The sequence below is a fragment of the Stenotrophomonas sp. YJH_SMC_79 genome (assembly GCF_059367995.1).
This window is the reverse complement of the sequence record NZ_JCAFRK010000006.1, coordinates 105,454-126,171: the sequence shown is the minus strand read 5'-3', so window position 1 is coordinate 126,171 and position 20,718 is coordinate 105,454. Positions and strand designations below refer to the sequence as shown.

General features: G+C 68.7%; 13 protein-coding genes. All 13 read left to right on the top strand.

The window, feature by feature from the left end:
- Positions 1-389: 389 nt before the first annotated feature.
- The 13 genes from AC5P57_RS20010 (at position 390) to gspD (ending at position 20,454) form a co-directional block, all read left to right on the top strand.
- Positions 390-7,571 carry an ESPR-type extended signal peptide-containing protein gene (locus AC5P57_RS20010; RefSeq protein ID WP_495219763.1) on the top strand — a complete coding sequence of 2,394 codons (7,182 nt, stop codon included), beginning with the start codon at positions 390-392 and terminating at the stop codon, positions 7,569-7,571.
- A gap of 157 nt (positions 7,572-7,728) precedes the next feature.
- On the top strand, positions 7,729-9,621 hold the full coding sequence (locus tag AC5P57_RS20005; protein WP_099553797.1) for a S8 family serine peptidase: 1,893 nt from the start codon (positions 7,729-7,731) through the stop codon (positions 9,619-9,621).
- A gap of 136 nt (positions 9,622-9,757) precedes the next feature.
- On the top strand, positions 9,758-11,479 hold the full coding sequence (gene gspE, locus AC5P57_RS20000) for a type II secretion system ATPase GspE (RefSeq protein WP_005408024.1): 1,722 nt from the start codon (positions 9,758-9,760) through the stop codon (positions 11,477-11,479).
- Positions 11,480-11,503: 24 nt separating this feature from the next.
- Positions 11,504-12,724, top strand: coding sequence for a type II secretion system protein XpsF (gene xpsF, locus AC5P57_RS19995; protein ID WP_099553795.1), 1,221 nt, complete (start codon positions 11,504-11,506; stop codon positions 12,722-12,724).
- A gap of 49 nt (positions 12,725-12,773) precedes the next feature.
- A complete protein-coding gene (gspG, locus tag AC5P57_RS19990) occupies positions 12,774-13,217 on the top strand; it encodes a type II secretion system major pseudopilin GspG (protein WP_004142831.1) in 444 nt (147 codons plus the stop codon).
- Positions 13,218-13,223: 6 nt separating this feature from the next.
- Positions 13,224-13,718 carry a type II secretion system protein XpsH gene (xpsH, locus tag AC5P57_RS19985; protein ID WP_142807221.1) on the top strand — a complete coding sequence of 165 codons (495 nt, stop codon included), beginning with the start codon at positions 13,224-13,226 and terminating at the stop codon, positions 13,716-13,718.
- Positions 13,715-14,140 carry a type II secretion system protein XpsI gene (gene xpsI, locus AC5P57_RS19980; RefSeq protein WP_099553791.1) on the top strand — a complete coding sequence of 142 codons (426 nt, stop codon included), beginning with the start codon at positions 13,715-13,717 and terminating at the stop codon, positions 14,138-14,140. The genes xpsH and xpsI overlap by 4 nt, the downstream gene beginning before the upstream one ends.
- Positions 14,137-14,769 (top strand): type II secretion system protein J, encoded by a 633-nt coding sequence (locus AC5P57_RS19975; RefSeq protein WP_262234521.1) that lies wholly within the window; start codon positions 14,137-14,139, stop codon positions 14,767-14,769. The genes xpsI and AC5P57_RS19975 overlap by 4 nt, the downstream gene beginning before the upstream one ends.
- Positions 14,766-15,629, top strand: coding sequence for a type II secretion system minor pseudopilin (locus tag AC5P57_RS19970; protein ID WP_262234523.1), 864 nt, complete (start codon positions 14,766-14,768; stop codon positions 15,627-15,629). Before AC5P57_RS19975 ends, AC5P57_RS19970 begins: the two co-directional genes overlap by 4 nt.
- Positions 15,626-16,771 (top strand): PilN domain-containing protein, encoded by a 1,146-nt coding sequence (locus AC5P57_RS19965; protein ID WP_262234524.1) that lies wholly within the window; start codon positions 15,626-15,628, stop codon positions 16,769-16,771. Before AC5P57_RS19970 ends, AC5P57_RS19965 begins: the two co-directional genes overlap by 4 nt.
- Positions 16,746-17,459, top strand: a complete 714-nt coding sequence (gene gspM, locus AC5P57_RS19960; protein WP_430542847.1) for a type II secretion system protein GspM — start codon at positions 16,746-16,748, stop codon at positions 17,457-17,459. Before AC5P57_RS19965 ends, gspM begins: the two co-directional genes overlap by 26 nt.
- Complete coding sequence (locus tag AC5P57_RS19955) at positions 17,449-18,243, top strand: type II secretion system protein, XpsN-like (RefSeq protein ID WP_142807226.1); 795 nt, start codon at positions 17,449-17,451, stop codon at positions 18,241-18,243. The genes gspM and AC5P57_RS19955 overlap by 11 nt, the downstream gene beginning before the upstream one ends.
- Positions 18,244-18,252: 9 nt before the next feature.
- A complete protein-coding gene (gspD, locus tag AC5P57_RS19950; RefSeq protein ID WP_099553779.1) occupies positions 18,253-20,454 on the top strand; it encodes a type II secretion system secretin GspD in 2,202 nt (733 codons plus the stop codon).
- Positions 20,455-20,718: the final 264 nt, after the last annotated feature.

Genomic DNA, 20,718 nt, shown 5'->3' with positions numbered 1-20,718 from the left:
CGTTGATCGGCGGGTTTTTTCTTTGCGCGCGTGAAAATCCTGATGTGCCCGCTAGTTACATGGATTTTCAGGCGACAAAGTATCGTCACGCGTCGCTAACAAAATCATTTTATAAACAGGCGAAAGAGTGAACTGCTTCACGGCAATAGGATTTGTCGTGTCAAAGTCTTGACGATCTGCAAAGTTGCCGTTAACACTTGAACCCCGTTTCAGAATCATTCATTTCGCAGTAACCGGTTGGCGCACGCGCTCGGTTTTCTGTCGCTGCGCGCCGTTCGGCAATACCCCGCAGTAAATCACGCGAATAAACGCCCCCAGGGGACGTTGGGCCGGAAAGCCCAGCGGTGGCGTTGCTTTGCCCAAAACCAGTCCAATCAGGAGCCGTACCGATGAATCGGATTTATCGCAAGGTCTGGAACAAAGCATTGGGTCAGTTGGTGGTGGCCTCGGAACTGGCTTCCTCCGACAGCAGCAGCGGTGGGGTCGTCGACCAGCGCCGCGATGCGACACAGGCCACGCCCGCACTGCTGGCGGTGGCACTGGGCCTGGTATTGGGATTGGGCATGAGTGGCTCTGCCACTGCACAGTCGGTGCAGATCGGCGGTAGCGCCACCTGCGTGGCATTCAGCGGCAAGCTGCTCGAAAAGTGCCTGATCGAAGGTTCGGCCACGGCCAAGGGCAGCAATGCGGTGGCGATCGGCAGCAACAGCAGTGCCAGTGCGGCCAACAGCGTGGCGCTGGGCGCGGGATCCAAGGCCACGCGTGCCAACACCGTCTCTGTCGGTGATGCCGGCAAGGAACGGCAGGTCACCAATGTCGCCGCAGGCACGCAGGCGACCGACGCAGTGAACAAGGCGCAGCTGGATGCGCAGGCGCGCGCCACGCAGGCCGCGCTGGCCAACGTTGCCGCAGACGGGAACCGCTATTTCAAGGCCGACGGCGCAGGCGATGACAGCGACGCGGCGAAGATCCAGGGCGAGGGCGCACTGGCCGCCGGTGCCGGTGCGCAGTCGCTGGCCAACGCCACCACCGCCATCGGTACCCAGGCCATTGCCGCAGGCATCGGCGCCAGCGCGTTCGGCCAGGGCGCGTTGGCGATCGGTGATGCCAGCGTAGTGGTCGGGCAGAGCGCAGCAGCCTTCGGCCTTGGCGATACCGCCGTCGGTGCCAGCGCGTATGCCGCCAGCGAAAACGGTGCAGCAACGGCACTGGGTGCACTCTCCGAAGCCACCGCTGATGGTGCGACCGCCGTCGGTGGCGGTGCTGTGGCGATGGGCCCTGGCAGTACCGCATTGGGCCGCGGCGCCACCGCGGCCAACGAAGCCTCGATTGCAGTCGGTGCGTTCAGCACGGCCGTCGGTGAATACAGCACCGCGCTGGGCTCCAATTCGGCCGCGGTGGCCACCGGCAGCGTGGCGCTGGGCGCCGGGTCGCTGGCCGACCGTGTCGATACCGTGTCCGTCGGTGCCGCCGAATACGGCCTGACCCGCCAGATCACCAGCGTTGCCGCCGGCACCGAGGATACCGATGCGGTCAATGTTGGCCAGTTGAAGGGCGTTGCAGCGGTGGCCGATGCCACCGCCAAGCGCTTCCAGGCCACCGGCAGCAGCAACAGCGATGCCGGTGCTCTGGCAGAGGGTGATGACGCATTGGCGGCCGGCGAGGCCGCCAACGCCATCGGCACCGGCACCACGGCGGTCGGTGCCGGTGCCACCGCCGTTGCGCAGAACGCGACCGCGGTGGGCAACAACGCGCTGGCCTCGGGCCAGAACAGCGCAGCGTTCGGCAACAACGCGCAGGCCAATGGCCCGGGTAGCGTGGCCGTCGGTGGCGCTGCGGTGGACGCCAACGGCAACCCGCTGATCACCAGTGGTGGCGTGCCGGTGGTCACCGGCGCCACCAGCGCCGGCGTGGGTGGCACGGCGGTCGGCGCAAGTGCCGATGCCAGTGGCTTTGCCGCATCGTCCTATGGCGTGGGGGCCTATGCGTCCGGCGCGCAGGCGTCGGCGTTCGGCGCGGTCTCCAATGCCATCGGCGATTACTCCACGGCACTGGGTACGCAGAGCAATGCCACGGGCACCAGCAGCGTCGCCATCGGTGGCCCGGCCGATCTGGTTCCGGGCATGGGCTTCTTCGTGCAGACCCAGGCCAGCGGCGAAGCCGCGATTGCGGTGGGTGCCGGCGCCATCGCCAGCGGCGACCGCGCGGTGGCCAACGGCACCCTCAGCGAAGCCTCCGGCATCGAAGCCACCGCAGTGGGCTACTTCGCCTATGCACCGGGCGAGAACGCCAGCGCGCTGGGTGCGCAGACCTGGGCTGTCGGCAAGGACAGCACCGCCATCGGCTACTACGCTACCGCTGGCGCCGAGAACAGTGTTGCACTGGGTGCCTACTCCGGGTCCAACCGCGCCAACACGGTTGCCGTGGGTACCAATGGCAACGAGCGGCAGATCGTCAGCGTGGCCGCGGGCACCCAGGCCACCGATGCGGTGAACAAGGCGCAGCTGGATGCGGTGGCCAGCACCGCCGACAGCACCGCGCGCTTCTTCCAGGCCCAGCCGGAAGCCGGCAGCGATGCCGGTGCGCTGGCCGAGGGCGAGGGTGCCATCGCCGCTGGTTCGTCGAGCAATGCGATCGGTGCCGGTGCGGTCGCGCATGGCGCGGCCGCCTCGGCAATCGGCGATGACAGCGTGGCGGTGGGCCGCAACAGCACGGCCACCGGCAATGGCGGTGTCGCCATTGGTGGCCTGGGCCAGGCCTACGACGAGTTCAACCAGCCCATCATCGGTGCCGATGGCAAGGCGCAGCAGGTGGGCACCACGGCCGTGGCCGATGCCACGGCGGTCGGCAGCGCTGCGCAGGCCACCGGCGCTGCCAGCAGCGCCTTCGGCAATGCGGCCAAGGCCAGCGGTGACAACAGCTTCGCCGCCGGCGGCAAGTCACGCGCGACCGGCGCGTATGCGGTGGCGGTGGGTGACAGTGCGTTCGCCAGCAGCGATGACAGCACCGCAGTAGGCGGCTACAGCTGGGCCACCGCCAGCGGCGCCAGCGCCTTTGGTTCCGGTGCGTGGGCCACCGCCACCAACGCCTCGGCGTTCGGCAACGCGGCGTGGGCCAGCGGGGCTGGCGCCACGTCGATCGGCTACAACAGCTGGGCCAACGGAACCAGCGCCACCGCAGTTGGCCGCGGCGCCTTCGGCTATGGCGACAACAGCGTGGCGCTCGGCTTCCAGGCGCTGGGCAACAGCATCAACAGCATCGCCATCGGCACCAACACGGTGGCCGGCGGCGAAAGTGCGATCGCGCTGGGTGCGGGCAGCAATGCCAGTGCCAGCAATGCCGTCGCACTCGGCGCGGGCTCGGTCGCCAACCGCGCACGCACGGTGTCGGTGGGCAGCAGCGGCAACGAGCGCCAGGTCACCAACGTCACCGCCGGTACCCAGGCCAACGATGCGGTGAACAAGGCACAGCTGGATGCGGTGGCAAGCACCGCCACAACCACCAGCCGCTTCTTCCAGGCCAGCGGCAACGGCGACGATGTGGCGGGTGCGCTGGTGGAGGGCGACAACGCGCTGGCCGCCGGTGATGCGGCCAACGCCATCGGCGATGGCGCCACCGCGCTCGGCAGCGGTGCCAATGCGCTGGCCGGAAACGCGCAGGCGATCGGCTTCAACGCGCTGGCGACCGCCGCCAATGCCAGTGCCGTAGGCGCCAACGCACAGGCCACCGCCGAGTACGCCACCGCGCAGGGTGCGGAAAGCGAAGCCAGCGGTGAGCAGAGTGCGGCATTCGGCGCGGCCAGCATCGCCAGCGGCGCGGGCAGCACCGCCAGCGGTGCCCTGTCCGAAGCGTCCGGCGAAGAAGCCGTAGCCGTGGGCTACTTCAGCAACGCCAGTGGCAGCGGCGCCACCGCGGTCGGCAGCGAGAGCGTGGCCAGCGGCACGGCCGCGGCAGCGTTCGGTATCGGTGCCGAAGCCACCGGTGGCTACAGCACCGCCATCGGCGGCTATGCACAGGCCTCGGCCTTCAATGCCACCGCCTTTGGCAACTTCGCCAACGCCTCGGGTTCCAACAGCGTGGCGCTGGGCGGTGATTCGCAAGCGTCCGGTGCTTACAGTACCGCCACCGGCCAGGGCAGCCTGGCCACCGGCACCAACAGCGTCGCCGTCGGTGGTTCGCTGTTCGGCACCTTGGCCACCGAGGCCTCGGGCAACTACTCCACGGCGGTGGGTGGTGGCGCCTGGTCGGGAGGTATCAACAGCACCGCGCTGGGCAACGCGGCGGAATCGCGCGCGGCCAACAGCGTGGCGCTCGGTGCGGATTCGATTGCGGACCGCGACAATACCGTGTCGGTGGGCGGCGGCGGCAACACCCGCCAGATCACCAACGTGGCCGATGGCACGCAGGGCAACGATGCGGTCAACAAGAACCAGCTCGATGCCGTAGCCGCCGCCGCGGAAAAGACCAGCAGGCAGTTCCAGGCCAGCGGCAATGCCGATGGTGAAACCGGAGCGCTGGTGGAGGGCGACAATGCGCTGGCCGCCGGTGATGCGGCCAACGCGATCGGCAACGGTGCCACCGCGCTGGGCAGTGGTGCCAATGCGCTGGCCGCGAACGCCACCGCAGTCGGCATCGATGCGCTGGCGACCGGTAACAACGCGGCGGCACTGGGCAGCACGGCACAGGCCACCGGCGAGGACAGCCTGGCCCTGGGCAGCGGCGCCAGCGCCAGCGAAGTGGGGACAAGCGCGGTGGGCGCGCGCGCACAGGCAAGCGGTGTCTACAGCACCGCCAACGGTACTGAATCCAACGCCAGTGGCGCACAGTCCGTTGCCAGCGGCTTCCGCAGCGCGGCCTCCGCCGATGGCACCACTGCGGTGGGTGGCTATGCCGAAGCGACCGGTCGCCTCGGCACCGCACTGGGCTACGGCTCGGCTGCCAGCGGCGCCAACACCACGGCGGTGGGCTTCGGGGCAGCAGCGGCGGGCACCGGCGCGGTTGCGGTGGGTCAGTCGAGTGAAGCCAGCGGCGCGGAAAGCGTAGCGATCGGCGGCAGCACCTTCTTCGGCCTGATCCCGTCGCGCGCCAGTGGCACCGGTGCGGCAGCATTCGGTGCCGGTGCGTGGGCCACCGAGGACTACGCGACGGCCATCGGCTGGAATGCCTGGTCGGCAGGTACCAACGCCACGGCGCTGGGTGCCAACGCCACCGCCAATGGCAGCAACAGCGTTGCGCTCGGTGCCGGTTCCAAGGCTGACCGCGACAACACGGTGGCCGTTGGCAAGGCCGGCAGCGAACGCCAGGTCACGAACGTTGCCGCCGGTACCGAAGCCACCGATGCGGTGAACAAGGGCCAGCTCGACGCCGTTGCCAGTGTCGCCGACAAGACCAGCCGCCAGTTCCAGGCCAGCGGCAATGCCGATGGCGAGGCCGGTGCACTGGTCGATGGTGAAAATGCGCTGGCGGCGGGCAATGCGGCCAATGCGATCGGCAACGGTGCGACCGCGCTGGGCAGCGGCGCCAACGCCATGGCCGCCAATGCCACGGCGGTCGGCTTCGATGCGCTGGCCACCGGCAGCAACGCTGCCGCACTGGGCAATGCTGCGCAGGCCAGTGGTGTCGACAGCGTGGCGCTGGGCAGCGGTGCCAGCGCCAGCGAAACCGGCGCCAGCGCCACCGGTGCCGGGGCCCAGGCGAAGGGCCCCTACAGCACCGCCAACGGTGCGCAGGCCGCGGCCACCGGCACGCAGGCGCAGGCCAGTGGTTTCCGCGCCAGTGCTTCGGCTGACGGCGCTTCGGCCATCGGCAGCTACGCCGATGCCAGCGGTCGCCTCGGCACTGCGGTGGGCTACGGCAGCAAGGCCACCGCCGCCAACGCCACGGCAGTGGGTGTCAGTGCCACCGCCAGTGCTGCGGGCAGCGTGGCATTGGGTTCGGGCTCGGTGGCTGATCGTGCCAACACCGTCTCGGTGGGCAGCACCACCAGCGATCGCCAGATCACCCGTGTCGCCGCCGGTACCGAGCGCACCGATGCGGTCAACCGCGGCCAGCTTGACGCGGTGGCTGCAACCGCCGATGGCACGGCGCGCTACGTCAAGGCCAGCGGTACCGGCACCGCCAGTGCCAGCGGCAGTGACGCGGCAGCGCTGGGTTCGGGAGCCAGCGCCAGTGGTGCACGCAGCAACGCACTGGGTGCCAATGCGGCAGCCATCGGCAACGGTGCGCTGGCACTGGGCAGCAGCGCCGGTGCGTCCGGTGCCAACTCGGTGGCACTGGGTGCAGGTTCGCGCGCACTCGATGCCAACGTGGTGTCGGTCGGCGGTGGCAACGGCAGCGATGGCCCGGCCACGCGCCGCATCGTCAACGTGGCTGATGGCCGCATCGCGGTCGGCAGCAGTGACGCGGTCACCGGTTCCCAGCTCAATGTCACCAACCAGCGCGTGGGCGCAGTGGAAACCCGCGTCGGTGATTTCGATTCGCGCATCGCCACGGTGGAGACCACGGCGGCCAGTGCGGTCGGCTACGACGACGCCAGCCGTGACCGCCTGACCCTGTCCGGCTTCCAGGGCACCACCATCGACAACGTCGGTGCCGGCAGCATCGCCGCCGGCAGCCGCCAGGCGATCAATGGCGGCCAGCTGTTCCAGTCGCTCAGCGATGCGGCCAGTTTCCTGGGTGGCGGCGCCAGCGTCGGCATGCAGGGCGTGTTCGTGGCGCCGAACTACGTGATCCAGGGTGCCACCTACAGCAACGTCGGTGATGCGCTGGGTGCGTTGGACCGCAAGGTCAGCGAGATCGACCGCCGCACCGCCGGTGGTACGCGTTCGGGAACGGCCAGCCTGCGCTCGATGAGTGCCTCGCTGGATGAAAGCGCACTGGCCAGCGTTGCCGAAGCACCGACGGCGGCCGATGCAGCACCGGCCAGCACCGCGCGCGTGCAGGGCACGCCGACCGCGGCGGCGGCGGGTGCGGGCATCCCGGTGGGCACCCCAGCATCGGGGCTCAACGCGGTCGCCATGGGTGACGGCGCAGTGGCCAGCGGTGCCGCGTCCACCGCCGTCGGCCAGGGCGCAAGTGCCACCGCTGCCAACGCTGTGGCACTGGGCCAGGGCTCGGTTGCCGATCGTGCCAATACGGTGTCGGTGGGCAGCGAAGGCAACGAGCGCCAGGTCACCAACGTGGCAGCCGGTACCACTGCCACCGATGCGGTCAACAAGGGCCAGCTCGATCGTGGCATGGCCACCGCCAACAGCTACACCGACAGCCGCGTCCAGGCCGTCGCCGACAGCTTCGATGTGTTCAAGGGCGAGGTCGACGGGCGCCTGCGGCACATGGATCGCCGCATCGACCGCCAGGGCGCGATGAGCGCGGCGATGCTCAACATGGCCACCAGTGCTGCCGGCATCCGTACCCAGAACCGGGTCGGCGTCGGCATCGGTTTCCAGGGCGGTGAATCGGCACTGTCGCTGGGTTACCAGCGTGCGATCAGCGACCGCGCCACGGTGACGGTCGGCGGTGCCTTCAGCAGCGACGACAGCTCGGTCGGCGTCGGTGCCGGCTTCGGCTGGTAAGCCACTCCATCGCGCCGGCGGCCACCCACGCCGGCGCAGCACCTGCAACGAGGGCCTGGGGGGAGGTCACGGCAATCCCGGCTGGGCCGGCCGGGAGTCGTCAAGGAATGATGGCCGCAGTGTTGGTTCGATCCATGACCCAGAAGAGGAATTCGACGTGATCAAGAAGCAGAACCTTCGCATCAATGTGTTGGCAGCCGCCGTGCTGTCGCTGACCGGTGTTGGCCTGGCACAGGCCGCCGACCTGAAAGCAAATGCGCCGTTGTCCGGCCCGAAGACGCAGCAGGTTGATGGCATCATCGTGAAGTACCGCGCTGGCAGCGCCGCAGCTGCCGATGCAAACGCCAAGCTGGCGGTGGTCAACTCGGCCATCGCGCGCGCCGTGCCGGCAGGCACCAACGCGGCTGCGCGCAGTGCCGCGTTGCGCCCGCAGGTGGCCCGCAAGCTCGGCATCGGCGCCGACCTGATCCGCCTGCAGGGCGGCATCGCGCGCGCTGATCTGGACAAGGTGCTGGGCGAACTGAAGGCTGACCCGACCGTCGAATATGCGGTGGCCGACGCCGTCATGTATCCGATCGATGCCGCGTCGTCGCCGCGTGCGGCCGCTGTCGCGAAGTCCGATGCGTCGCCCAGCTTCGTGCCCAACGATCCGTACTACCAGAGCCATAACTGGCACTTCCACAACCCGGTCGGCGGCGTCAACGCACCGGCCGCATGGGACGTCTCGCAGGGCGAGGGCATCGTGGTGGCGGTGCTCGATACCGGCATCCTGCCCGAGCACCCGGATTTCGCCGCCGGCACCCTGCTGGAGGGCTACGACTTCATCAGCCAGGCCAGCCGCTCGCGTCGTGCCGCCGATGGCCGCGTGCCGGGTGCACTCGACTACGGTGACTGGATGCCCACCGCCAATGCCTGCTACGACGGTTCGCCGGTACGTGACAGCAGCTGGCACGGTACCCATGTGACCGGCACCATCGCCGAGGCCACCAACAACGGCCTGCATACCGCCGGCCTGGCCTACAAGGCCAAGGTGCTGCCGGTGCGCGTGCTCGGCTACTGCGGTGGCACCCTGTCGGACATCACCGACGCCATCACCTGGGCATCGGGCGGTACCGTGGCCGGCATCCCTGCCAACCAGAATCCGGCCGAGATCATCAATATGAGCCTGGGCGGCTCCGGCAGCTGTGATCCGGCCTACCAGGCGGCCATCACCGGTGCCACCAACCGCGGTACCCTGGTGGTGGTGGCAGCCGGCAACGACTCGATGAATGTCGCCAACGCCCGCCCGGCCAACTGCGATGGCGTGGTCTCGGTCGGCGCGACCGGCATCACCGGCGCCATGGCCTACTACTCCAACTTCGGTACCCGCATCGATCTGTCCGGCCCGGGCGGTGGCGTCACCGACGGCAATCCGAACGGCTATGTCTGGCAGGCGGTGTCCAGCAGCAAGACGTCGCCGCCGGCAGCCGGTTCCACCGAGGGGTACACCCTTGGCGGCAAGGCCGGCACCTCGATGGCGGCACCGCATGTGGCGGCCGTCGCCGCGCTGGTGCAGAGCGCACTGATCGCCGCCAACCGCGACCCGCTCGCACCGGCAGGCATGCGTACCCTGCTGAAGGAAACGGCACGCCCGTTCCCGGTCAGCATTCCGTCCGCCACGCCGATCGGTACCGGCATCGTCGACGCCAAGGCCGCGCTGGACAAGGCCCTGGAAGAGCCGTGCACCGAGAACTGCGGGCCGGTGGCCAAGCCGCTGACCAACAAGGTGGCCATCGGCGGGTTGAGTGGTGCCGCCGGCAGCAGCGTGCTTTACAGCTTCGAGGCTGCGGCAGGCAAGCAGCTCAGCGTCATCACCTACGGTGGCACCGGCAACGTCTCGGTCTACCTGGCCAAGGGCCGCGAGCCGAGTGCCACCGACAACGATGCGCGCTCGACCCGCCCGGGCACCTCGGAAACGGTGCGCGTGACTGCAGCAACCGCCGGCACCTACTACATCAAGGTGGTGGGTGAGGCGGCTTACAGCGGTGTGAGCATTCTCGCCACGCAGTAAGCGCGCAGTGCGGTAGTTGAATGGCCGAAGCCCGTCACCTGATGTGACGGGCTTCGGCTTTTTACGAAAGCGGGCGGCAGGGCGACGGAAATCACGGCGTAACTGCTAAAGTCGAGCCGATTGACAGGAGAGTCACGTGAACGCGCTTGCTGCAACCGCCGCCGACGACGCCGAAGGTCGCATCCTGGATGCGTTGCTGGCGCGTGGCCGCCTCAAGGAGAGCGATCTTGCACGGGCACGGCCGCTGCACGCGGAGGCGGGCGGCAGCCTGCTTGGCCTGCTGGTGCGGCTGGGGCTGGTGTCCGAACGTGACCAGGCGCAGGCCAGCGCCGAGGTGCTGGGTCTGCCGCTGCTGGATGGCAAGCAGCTGCCGGATTCACCGCCCCAGGGCCTGGCCGAGGGCCTGCCGCTGTCCCTGCGTTTCCTCAAGCAGTTCCATGTATGCCCGCTGGCGCTGGATGAACAGGGTGTACGGCTGTGGCTGGCTGACGCCCACGATCCCTATCCGCAGCAGGCGGTGCAGCTGGCGCTGGGCGTACCGGTGACGCCGGTGCTGGGCATGCGTGCGGAGATCGATGACCTGGTCGAGCGCTGGTTCGGCCAGGGCCGCAGCGCGATGGGCGCGATCGTTGAAACCGCAGACGGCGAGGGCGGCGCGGTCGACGATATCGAGCACCTGCGCGACCTGGCCTCGGAAGCGCCGGTGATCCGCCTGGTCAACCTGGTGATCCAGCGTGCGGTGGAACTGCGCGCTTCGGACATCCATGTCGAGCCGTTCGAGAGCCGGTTGAAGGTGCGTTACCGCGTGGATGGCGTGCTGGTGGAGGGCGAAAGCCCGCCGGCCAACCTCACCGCAGCGGTGATCAGCCGCATCAAGATCATGGCCCGCCTCAACATCGCCGAGCGCCGCCTGCCGCAGGATGGCCGCATCATGCTGCGCGTGCAGGGCAAGGAGCTGGACCTGCGCGTGAGCACGGTGCCGACCGCGCACGGCGAGAGCGTGGTGATGCGCCTGCTCGACCGCGAAACGGTGGTGTTCGATTTCCATCGGCTCGGCTTTACCGATGCGTTCCTGCCGCAGTTCCGCAAAGTGCTGGAACAACCGCATGGCATCCTGCTGGTCACAGGCCCGACCGGTTCGGGCAAGACCACCACGCTGTACACCGCGCTGAGCCAGCTCAACACCGCCGACGTCAAGATCATCACGGTGGAAGATCCGGTCGAGTACCAGATCGAAGGCATCAACCAGATCCAGGCCAAGCCGCAGATCGGGCTGGACTTCGCCAACGCACTGCGCAGCATCGTCCGCCAGGACCCGGACATCATCATGATCGGCGAAATGCGCGACCTGGAAACCGCGCGCATCGCGATCCAGTCGGCGCTGACCGGCCACCTGGTGCTGTCCACCCTGCACACCAACAATGCGGCCGGCGGCATCACCCGCCTGCTCGACATGGGCGTGGAGGACTATCTGCTCACGTCCACCATCAACGGCATCCTGGCCCAGCGCCTGGTGCGCCGGCTGGAGCCGACCCACGCCGAGCGCTATGAAGCCTCGCCGGAGGAGATCGAGCGCTTCGAGCTGCGCCGTCTGCAACCGGAAGGGCCGATCCATCTATACCGCCCGAAGCCTTCGGCACTGGCGCCGACCGGTTACCTGGGCCGCACCACCATCATGGAATTCCTGGTGATGAACGACGCGCTGCGCCGCGCGGTGATGCGCCGCGATGGCATGGGCGAGATCGAACGCATCGCCCGTGAAGCCGGCATGCGCACCATGTACGAGGATGGCCTGGCCAAAGCGCTCAGTGGGCAGACCACCATCGAGGAAGTGCTGCGCGTGACCGAGGAAAGCTGATGCGCGCAGGACGCCGGGGCTGACATGCCGAACTACCGCTACAAGGCGCTCAATCCGCACGGCGAGATCTTCGACGGGCAGATGGAAGCAGCCAGCGAGGCCGAACTGGTCGCGCGCCTGCAGGATCAGGGCCACCTGCCGATGGAGACCCAGCTGGCTGATGGCGGCGCGGTTGGCGGCAGCAGCTGGCGCACGCTGCTGCGCCAGCGCCCGTTGCAGGGCGCGGCGCTGCTGCAGTTCACCCAGCAGCTGGCGACCCTGCTTGGCGCCGGCCAGCCGCTGGACCGTGCACTGTCGATCCTGCTCGGTCTGCCGGAAGACGAACGCTCGCGGCGTGCGATAACCGACATCCGCGACGTGGTGCGCGGCGGTGCACCGCTGTCGACCGCGCTGGAACGCCAGCACGGCCTGTTCTCGCGCCTGTACGTGAACATGGTGCGTGCCGGCGAGGCGGGTGGCAGCCTGCACGAGACCCTGCAGCGGCTGGCCGACTACCTCGAACGCAGCCGCGCGCTGCAGGGCAAGGTGATCAACGCACTGGTCTATCCGGCCATCCTGCTGGTGGTGGTGGGCGGTGCACTGCTGTTCCTGCTCGGTTACGTGGTGCCACAGTTCGCGCAGATGTACGAAAGCCTGGACGTGGCGCTGCCGTGGTTCACCAACGCGGTGCTGCAGCTGGGCCTGTTCGTGCGGGACTGGTGGGTGCTGCTGCTGGTGGTGCCCGCAGTGCTGGCACTGTTCTTCGAACGCAAGGTACGGCAGCCGGCGTTCCGGCTGGCGCTGGATGGATGGCTGCTGCAGCGTCGCGGCATCGGCCGCCTGCTGGGTGAGCTGGAAACCGCACGGCTGGCGCGCACGCTGGGCACCCTGCTGCGCAATGGCGTACCGCTGCTTGGGGCGCTGGGCATCGCACGCAACGTGCTGGGCAACCGCGCCTTGGCCGCCGACGTGGAAGCGGCCGCCGATGAAGTGAAGAATGGTGCCGGCCTGTCGCTGGCGCTGTCACGTGGCAAGCGATTCCCACGGCTGGCGCTGCAGATGATCCAGGTCGGCGAGGAGTCCGGCGCGCTCGATACCATGCTGCTGAAAGCTGCCGACACGTTTGAACAGGACAGCGCGCGCCGCATCGACCGTCTGTTGGCGGCGATGGTGCCGGCGATCACCCTGGTGCTGGCCTCGGTGGTCGGCGCGGTGATCGTGGCCGTGCTGGTGCCGCTGTACGACCTGACCAATGCCATCGGCTGATGATGGCTCCCTACGCAACCCCGACACTCCGCAACTGAAAGGACCGACCATGATTGCTTCCCGTCGACCGATCCGCCTTTCCTTCACCGCCGCGCGCAACCAGTCGGGCATGAGCCTGCTGGAGATCATCATCGTCATCGTGCTGATCGGTGCGGTGCTGACCCTGGTCGCCAGCCGCGTGCTGGGTGGTGCCGATCGTGGCAAGGCGAACATCGCCAAGGCCCAGGTGCAGACCGTTGCATCCAAGGTCGACAACTACCAGATCGATACCGGCAAGCTGCCGGGCTCGCTCAACGATCTGGTGACCGCACCGGCCGGTGTCGGCGGCTGGCTGGGCCCGTACGCCAAGCCGGCCGACCTGAATGACCCGTGGGGCCACGCACTGGAGTACCGCGCGCCGGGCGAAGGCCAGCCGTATGAACTGATCAGCCTGGGCAAGGACGGCAAGGCCGGTGGCAGCAGCGTCGATGCCGACATCCGCTACCAGCCGTAACCGGGCATGACGCATTTCCTGCCGCGCCGGCTGCCTCGCCCGCGCCTGCACGGCAGGCGCGCGGCGGGCCTGTCGCTGCTGGAAATGCTGCTGGTGATCGCGCTGATCGCGGCGATCGGCCTGATCACCGCCGCGGGTCTGTCGCGCGGCTTTGCCGGCATGCAGCTGCGCAGCGCCGGCAAGGACATCGCCAACCAGCTGCGCATGGTGCGCGCGCAGGCCATCGCCCGCGGTGAACCGCAGCGCTTTGTCATTGAGCCGGCAAAGCGGCGCTGGGAAGGCGCCAACCGGCGCCACGGTGATGTGCCGGCACAGCTGCAGGTGCAGTTCGAAGGCGCCGCGCAGCTGGCCACCGCGCCAGGGCAGGGCGTGATCGAGTTCCATCCCGACGGCGGCTCCAGCGGCGGCCGCATCCGGCTGCAGCGTGATGATGCCGAATGGCGCATCGACGTGGGCTGGCTGACCGGTGAGGTCCGCTCCGGCCCCTGGCGGGCGCAATGAAGCGGCGCGCCCGCGGCTTCACCCTGCTGGAAGTGATCATCGCCTTCGCCTTGCTGGGCCTGGCGCTGACACTGCTGCTGGGCAGCCTGTCAGGTGGCGCGAAACAGGTCCGCGAAGCCGAGCTGCGCACGCGTGCGGTGCTGCATGCGCAGTCGTTGCTGGCCGAAGCCGGTGTCGCCTCGCCATTGCAGGTCGGCAGCCAGCAGGGCGACTGGGAACAGGGCCGATACCATTGGGAGCTGCAGGTGCAGCCATGGGTCGAGCCGCGTGCCGGCAACGCGGCACAGGTGCAGGCGCAATCGCCGGGGGCTCCCTGGCTGGCCGAGCTGCAACTGCAGGTGCGCTGGGGTGACAGCGAACGCGAACAGCTGCGCTGGCGCAGCCTGCGCCTGCTGCCGCCGGACCTGGAGAGCGCGCGATGAAGCGACGCGCCGCAGGCTTTACCCTGGTGGAAGTGATGCTGGCCACGGTGTTGTTGGCCGGTGGCCTGGCGCTGGCGTTCGCCAGCGTGCGCTCGGCGATGGCGGTCAGCCAGCGCGGCGAGCAGATTGCCGCCGAGAGTGAGCGCATGCGTGCGGTCGAAGCCCTGCTGCGGCGACAACTGGCCGGTGCGCTGCGCACGCCGCTGGAAGTGCCCGATCCCACCCGCGAACCGATCTTCTTCCAGGGCGAAGAGCAGCGCATGCTGTTCGCCGCCGATCTGCCGGGCTACCTCGGCCGTGGCGGAGCCTACCTGCACGCGCTGCAGGTGGACGGACGCGATGGCCAGCAGCGCCTGCTGCTGGACCTGGTGCTGCTGCAGGAAGGCGAGCGCATCGCCGAGAACCCGCCGCGCCCGCCGGAAGTGCTGGTGGAGAACCTGAAGTCGGTACAGCTGCGCTATCGCGGCATCGATGCCAGTACCGGCCAGATGAGCGACTGGATGCCGCGCTGGGACGATACCCGTCGCCTGCCGATGCTGGTGGAGATCCAGATCGTGCCTGCCAAGGGTGCCCCCTGGCCTGCACTGGTGGTCGCTCCACGCGCCGGCGGCAGTGGAGGTGCGCGATGAGCCGGGTGCGAGGGGCAGCGCTGGTACTGGTGCTGTGGCTGATCGCCCTGATGACGGCGCTGGTGGGGGCGTTCGCGTTGAGCGCGCGGGTCGAGCATCTGCAGCAGCGGGTGCTGGGTGATGATGCGCGTGGCCAGGAGCGTGCACGAGCGGGACTGGAGTACGCGTTGACGCGCCTGTCCGCCGATCCGCAGCGGGCGCCCTGGCGCGCCGACGGCCGTGTCTACCGCTGGCAGTTCGATGACGCCAGCATCGAGATCAAGGTGCTGGACGAGAACGGCAAGATCAACCTGAACCTGGCCGACGTGGCCCTGCTGAGCGCCTTCCTGAAGGCACTGGGTGAAGACGAAACCCAGGCCCGCCAGCTGGCCGGCGCGATCGTCGACTGGCGTGACGAGGACAGCCTGCTGCAGCCCGGCGGTGGTGCCGAAGCGCCCGACTATGCCGCAGCAGGCCTGCCCTATGGCCCCCGCAACAAGCGTTTCGAGACGCTGGGCGAGCTGCAGCGGGTACTCGGCATGCGCGGGCCGCTGTACCAGGCCATGCTGCCGCACCTGACCCTGTACAGCCGCCAGGCGCGACCGGATCCGCAGTTTGCCAGCGCACCGGTGCTGACCGCACTGGGCATGGATGCGGACACCGTGCTGGCGCAGCGCGCCCAGCAGGAGCGTGATGCAGATGCCGCTGGCGGTGCGACAACGCTTGCCAGCAGCAGTGGCACCTATAGTATCGAGTCTCGTGCAACGGACGGCAGTGGACGCCGGTCGGTGTTGCAGGCAGTGGTACGCAATGGCTCGGGCGGGGTTCCCGGGCGGTCCTACACAGTGCTTCGCTGGGAGCAGGGAATGACAGCAAGATGACGGCTTGGCAGGACAGTGTGCGGCAGGTGCAGGGCCGGATCGGCCCCGGTGCCGGCCGTTTCCTGCGCTGGTGGCGACAATCGCTGCTGGCGTGGGTGCCGGCCCGTTGGCAGTGGGCGCTGGGCTGGGCGCAGGCCCGCCTGCTGCTGCAGCGCGAAGGCGACCACCTTCAGGTCTGGCGTGAGGCGGGGGAGCGCCGCGAACCGGTGGTACGGCTGCCGTGGCCGCTGTCCCCGGCCGAACTGGATCGCGTGCTGGAAGCCCGCCTGCGCAGCCTGCCGCGGGTGTGGCTGCTGCCTGCCGGCGATGTGCTGCGCCGGCAGCTGCGCCTGCCAGCGGCGGCGGCTGACCGCCTGCGTGCGGTGGTCGGTTTCGAGATCGACCGGCAGACGCCGTTCGAATCCAGCCAGGTCAGCTATGACGTGCGCGAACGTGGCGCGGCGGGCGAGGGCCAGCTGCAGGTGGAACTGGTGGCCTGGCCGTTGCGGCAGCTTGAGGCCTGGCGCAGCGCTGTGGGCCAATGGGCCGATGCACTGTCCGGTGTCGATGCCATTGATGCGCAGGGCAACATCCTGCAGGTGAACCTGCTGCCGCCCGTGCAGCGTCAGCTGCAGGCCGACCCGATGCGGCGCTGGAACCTCCTGCTGGCGGTGGCCTCGGTGGTGATGCTGGTTCTGGCTGGCCTGCAGCTGCTCGACAACCGCCGCGCGGCAGCGGATGAACTGCGTGCCCAGGTGGAGCGCAGCGCGCGCAGTGCGCGTGGCGTGGCCAGCGAACGTGCCCAGCTGCAGGCGCTCATCGACGGTGCTGCGTTCCTGGAAAAGCAGCGCGGCCAGCGCGCGGGTACGGTGGAGATCTGGAACGAACTGACCCGGCGCCTGCCGGAGGGAACGTACCTGGAAAAACTGGCCATCGAGAACAACAACCTGCAGCTGATCGGGCTCAGCCGCGAGGCATCGCAGCTGGTGCAGCTGCTGCAGGATGCGCCACAGTGGCGCAAAGTGAATCTGACCGGCGTGCTGCAGGCCGATGGTGTCGCCAGCGGCCGCGATCGCTTCACCATGACCGCTGAACTGCAGCCGTTGCCGGCGGCAGCCCCGAACCGGGAGGCGGCCGATGCCGATGCCAAGCGCACGCCGTGACCGCTGGCTGGCGCTGGCACTGCTGCTGGCAGTGCTGGGCCTGGCCTATCTGCTGTTGGTGCACCCGTGGTTCACCCAGCCGCTGCGCGAGATCGATGCCGATGTTGCGACGCTGCGTGAGCGCGAATCGCGCGTGCAGGCACAGTTGCAGCAGAAGCCGCAGATCGAGCAGCGCCTGCGAGCCACCCGCGAAGCCCTGCAGCAACGGCCGGGCTTCCTGCGTGAGGCCACAGCCGAGGCCGCCGCCGCCGCACTGGGCGCGAAGCTGCAGGATGCAGTGGCGATGGCCAGCCCGGGCAACCGCAGCTGCACCATCAGCAACCGCACGCCGCTCACCGACAACCGCCGGGACGCCGAGTTCGTGCGCGTGGCCATGCAGGTGCGCCTGCGCTGTGGCGTGGCCGAGCTGGCCACGGTGCTGCACAGCCTGGAAACCGGCAGCCCGCGCTTGTTCGTCGACAACCTCAACCTGATCGCGCAGCGCTTCCAGCAATCGCCGAATGAATCCGGGCTTGGTCTGGATGTGTCGTTCGAGCTGGCCGGCTACCTGCTGCCGGGCGCTGCTGCCGATGGCAGTGCCCCGACACCTGCCGCCGAAACGGTGTCCGCGCCGCAGTCGCCTTCAGCTGCGCCAGCCCCCGCACCGGCTGCGCCGGTCGAGGGACAGGAGGTGGCCGATGAAACTTGAGCAGATCAGCCTGCGTACCGGTTTCCTGCTGGCCCTGGCCGGTTGGGCCGCGGCGGTCTGGTTGGCCACCGGTTTTGGCCTGGGCAGCCAGCTACCCGGTGCCGACGGTGATGCCGATGCGGCGCCTTCGCTGCCGGTGCTGCCGCCGTTGGCCGCAGAACGCATGCCCAGCGCCGACAGCTACAGCGCGATCGGCGAGCGACCGCTGTTCGCCGAGGACCGCAGGCCGAAGCCCTACCTGCTCGGTGGCAGCGAGCCTGCCGCCAGCGCCGCGCTGCGCTTGACCGGCGTACTGCTGACCGGCGACTTCGGCATGGCTACCTTCACCACCGAACAGAATCGTTCGCTGCGCCTGCGCCTCAATGGCGAAGCGGTGGACGGCTGGCAACTGGTGGGGCTGGCGCCGCGCCAGGCCACGGTGATCGGCCCAAGTGGCAGCCAGGTGCTGGAACTGGCCGTGTTCAACGGCCAGGGTGGCGAGCCACCCACCGTACTGCGGGGTGCCAATGGCGCGCCACCGGCGGGCGCGGTCGTTGTGCCGCCGCCGGCGGGCGCAGCGCCGATGCCACCCCCACCTCCGGCTGCTGCAACCGCAACCGCGCAGCCGCAGCCCGCCAGCAGCGTGCCATCAGCCGCCGCCGCGGCACCTCCTGCCAACAACAACGGCCCCAGCGAAGCGCAGATGCAGGCCATCCGCGAACGCATCCAGGCCCGTCGCCGCCAGCTGCAGCAACAACAGCAGCAACAACCGTCGCCGCCCCCGGGCGATGGCACCAACCGATAGAGTGAATGCATGAGCCTGCGTTTTCTTCCCTGGTCCTTTGCCCTCGCGCTGCTGGTCGGCTGCAGCACCGTGTCCGCGCCGCATGTGCAACGCAAGGGCAACCTGTCGCCCACTGCCGAGGCCGGCCAGGCAGCCGAGGTCGCTGCCGATGCCGCCCGTGACGCCCAGGGGGCTCCGCAGGCCGTGATCCGCCGCGGTACCGGCACCATGATCAACCGCGAAGCCGCACGCGCACCGGCACCGGCATTGCATGGCGCCAGCACCGGCGAGGCGACCTTCAACTTCGAAGGCGAGTCCGTGCATGCGGTGGTCAAGGCCATCCTTGGTGACATGCTGGGCCAGAACTACGTGATCGCACCGGGCGTGCAGGGCACGGTCACCCTGGCCACGCCCAAGCCGGTGTCGCCGGCACAGGCGTTGAACCTGCTGGAAATGGTGCTGGGCTGGAACAACGCCCGCATGGTCTACAGCGGTGGCCGCTACAACATCGTCGCCGCCGACCAGGCCCTGGCCGGCACCGTCGCGCCGAGTACCGCACCGGCGGCCAGCGCACGTGGTTTCGAAGTGCGGGTGATCCCGCTGCAGTTCATCTCCGCCACGGAGATGAAGAAGGTGCTGGAGCCGTATGCGCGGCCCAACGCCATCGTCAACGTCGACAGCGGCCGCAATGTGATCACCCTCGGGGGCACCCGCGCCGAGCTGGAAAACTACATGCGCACCGTCGAGATCTTCGATGTCGACTGGCTGTCGGGCATGTCGGTGGGCGTGTTCCCGATCCAGTCGGGCAAGGCCGAGCAGGTCGCTGCCGATCTGGAGAAGGTGTTCGGCGAGGAGAGCAAGACCCCCAGCGCCGGCATGTTCCGTTTCCTGCCGCTGGAAAACGCCAACGCGGTGCTGGTGATCACCCCGCAGGTGCGTTACCTGGACCAGATCCAGCAATGGCTGGACCGCATCGATACCGCTGGTGGCAGTGCACGCCTGTTCTCCTACGAGCTGCGCTACATCAAGGCGCGCGACCTGGCCGAGCGCCTCAGTGAAGCCTTCGCCAGCAGCGGCAATCGTGGCGGTTCCAGCCCCGCATCGCTGGCACCGGGCGCGATTCCATCGCAGCTGGGCAGCGACGGCGAGCGCGGCATGGACAGCAACAACAGCAGCAGCTTCGGTTCGACCCCGGGCAGCAGCTCCGGCAGCGGCAACAGCGGAAGCATGAACCTGCCGCAGCGTCAGTCCGGCAACGTCAGCGTCAGCCTGGAAGTGGAGGGCGATCGCGTGGGCGTGTCGGCGGTGGAGGAAACCAACACCCTGCTGGTGCGCTCGACCCCGCAGGCCTGGCGCTCGATCCGGGAAGTGATCGAGAAGCTGGATGTGATGCCGTTGCAGGTGCACATTGAAGCGCAGGTGGCCGAAGTCGCGCTGACCGGAGACCTGAAGTACGGCGTCAACTGGTTCTTCGACAATGCTGTGCTCGGGCAGAAGCTGACCGGCGCCCTGGGCGGCGTGACCCTGCCTGCCGCCGCTGGCGGTTCCTGGAGCAGCTTCGCCGGTGCCGTAACCGGTGGCGAAGGCCTTGGCTGGGCGTTCACCGGGCACAACGGCGCGGCGGTGGTGAGTGCGCTGGACAAGGTCACCGACGTACGCCTGCTGCAGACGCCTTCGGTATTCGTGCGCAACAACGCCGAGGCCACGCTCAACGTGGGTGACAAGGTGCCGATCAACACCACCACGGTGAACACCGGCATTGGCACCAGCAGCTACAGCTCGGTGCAGTACATCGACACTGGCGTGATCCTGAAGGTGCGCCCGCGCGTGACCCGCGATGGCACGGTGTTCCTGGATATCGTGCAGGAAGTGAGCAGTGCCTCGGACGTTCCGGAGAACTGCAACCCGACCGAGCGCAACTGCAACCCGCGCATCTCCACCAAGAAGCTGTCGACCGAAGCGGCGGTGCAGAGCGGCGATACCATCATGCTGGCCGGCCTGATCACCGATTCGGCCACCGATGGCAGCAGCGGCATTCCCGGCCTGAGCCGAATTCCGGTGGTGGGCGCCCTGTTCGGGCAGAAGACGCGCACCAGCCGTCGTTCGGAAGTGATCGTGCTGCTGACCCCGAGCATCGTGCGCAACGGCCAGGAAGCACGCACGCTGACCGACGAGTACAGCCAGCGCTTCCGAGCGATGGAACCGCTGAACCAGCCGCGCGCAAAGAAGTAAGGGGTTTACGGCCGGGCTGCGCCCGGCACCCGCAGAGGCCAGAGCCAGAGCCGGAGCAACAGCAACAGCAACAGCAACAGCGGGTCTTCTGAGGGATGGCGGGGCACTGTGGGTTTGCGGGGACGCCGTAAACCCATCCATGGGGGCTTGGTCGCCGCATCCATGCGGCTCACACCCCGCAAACCCACAGTGCCCCGCCTTCGACAGTTTCCTGCGGCTGTTGGTAGGTGTCGACCTTGGTCGACACGGTAGATCCACGCCATG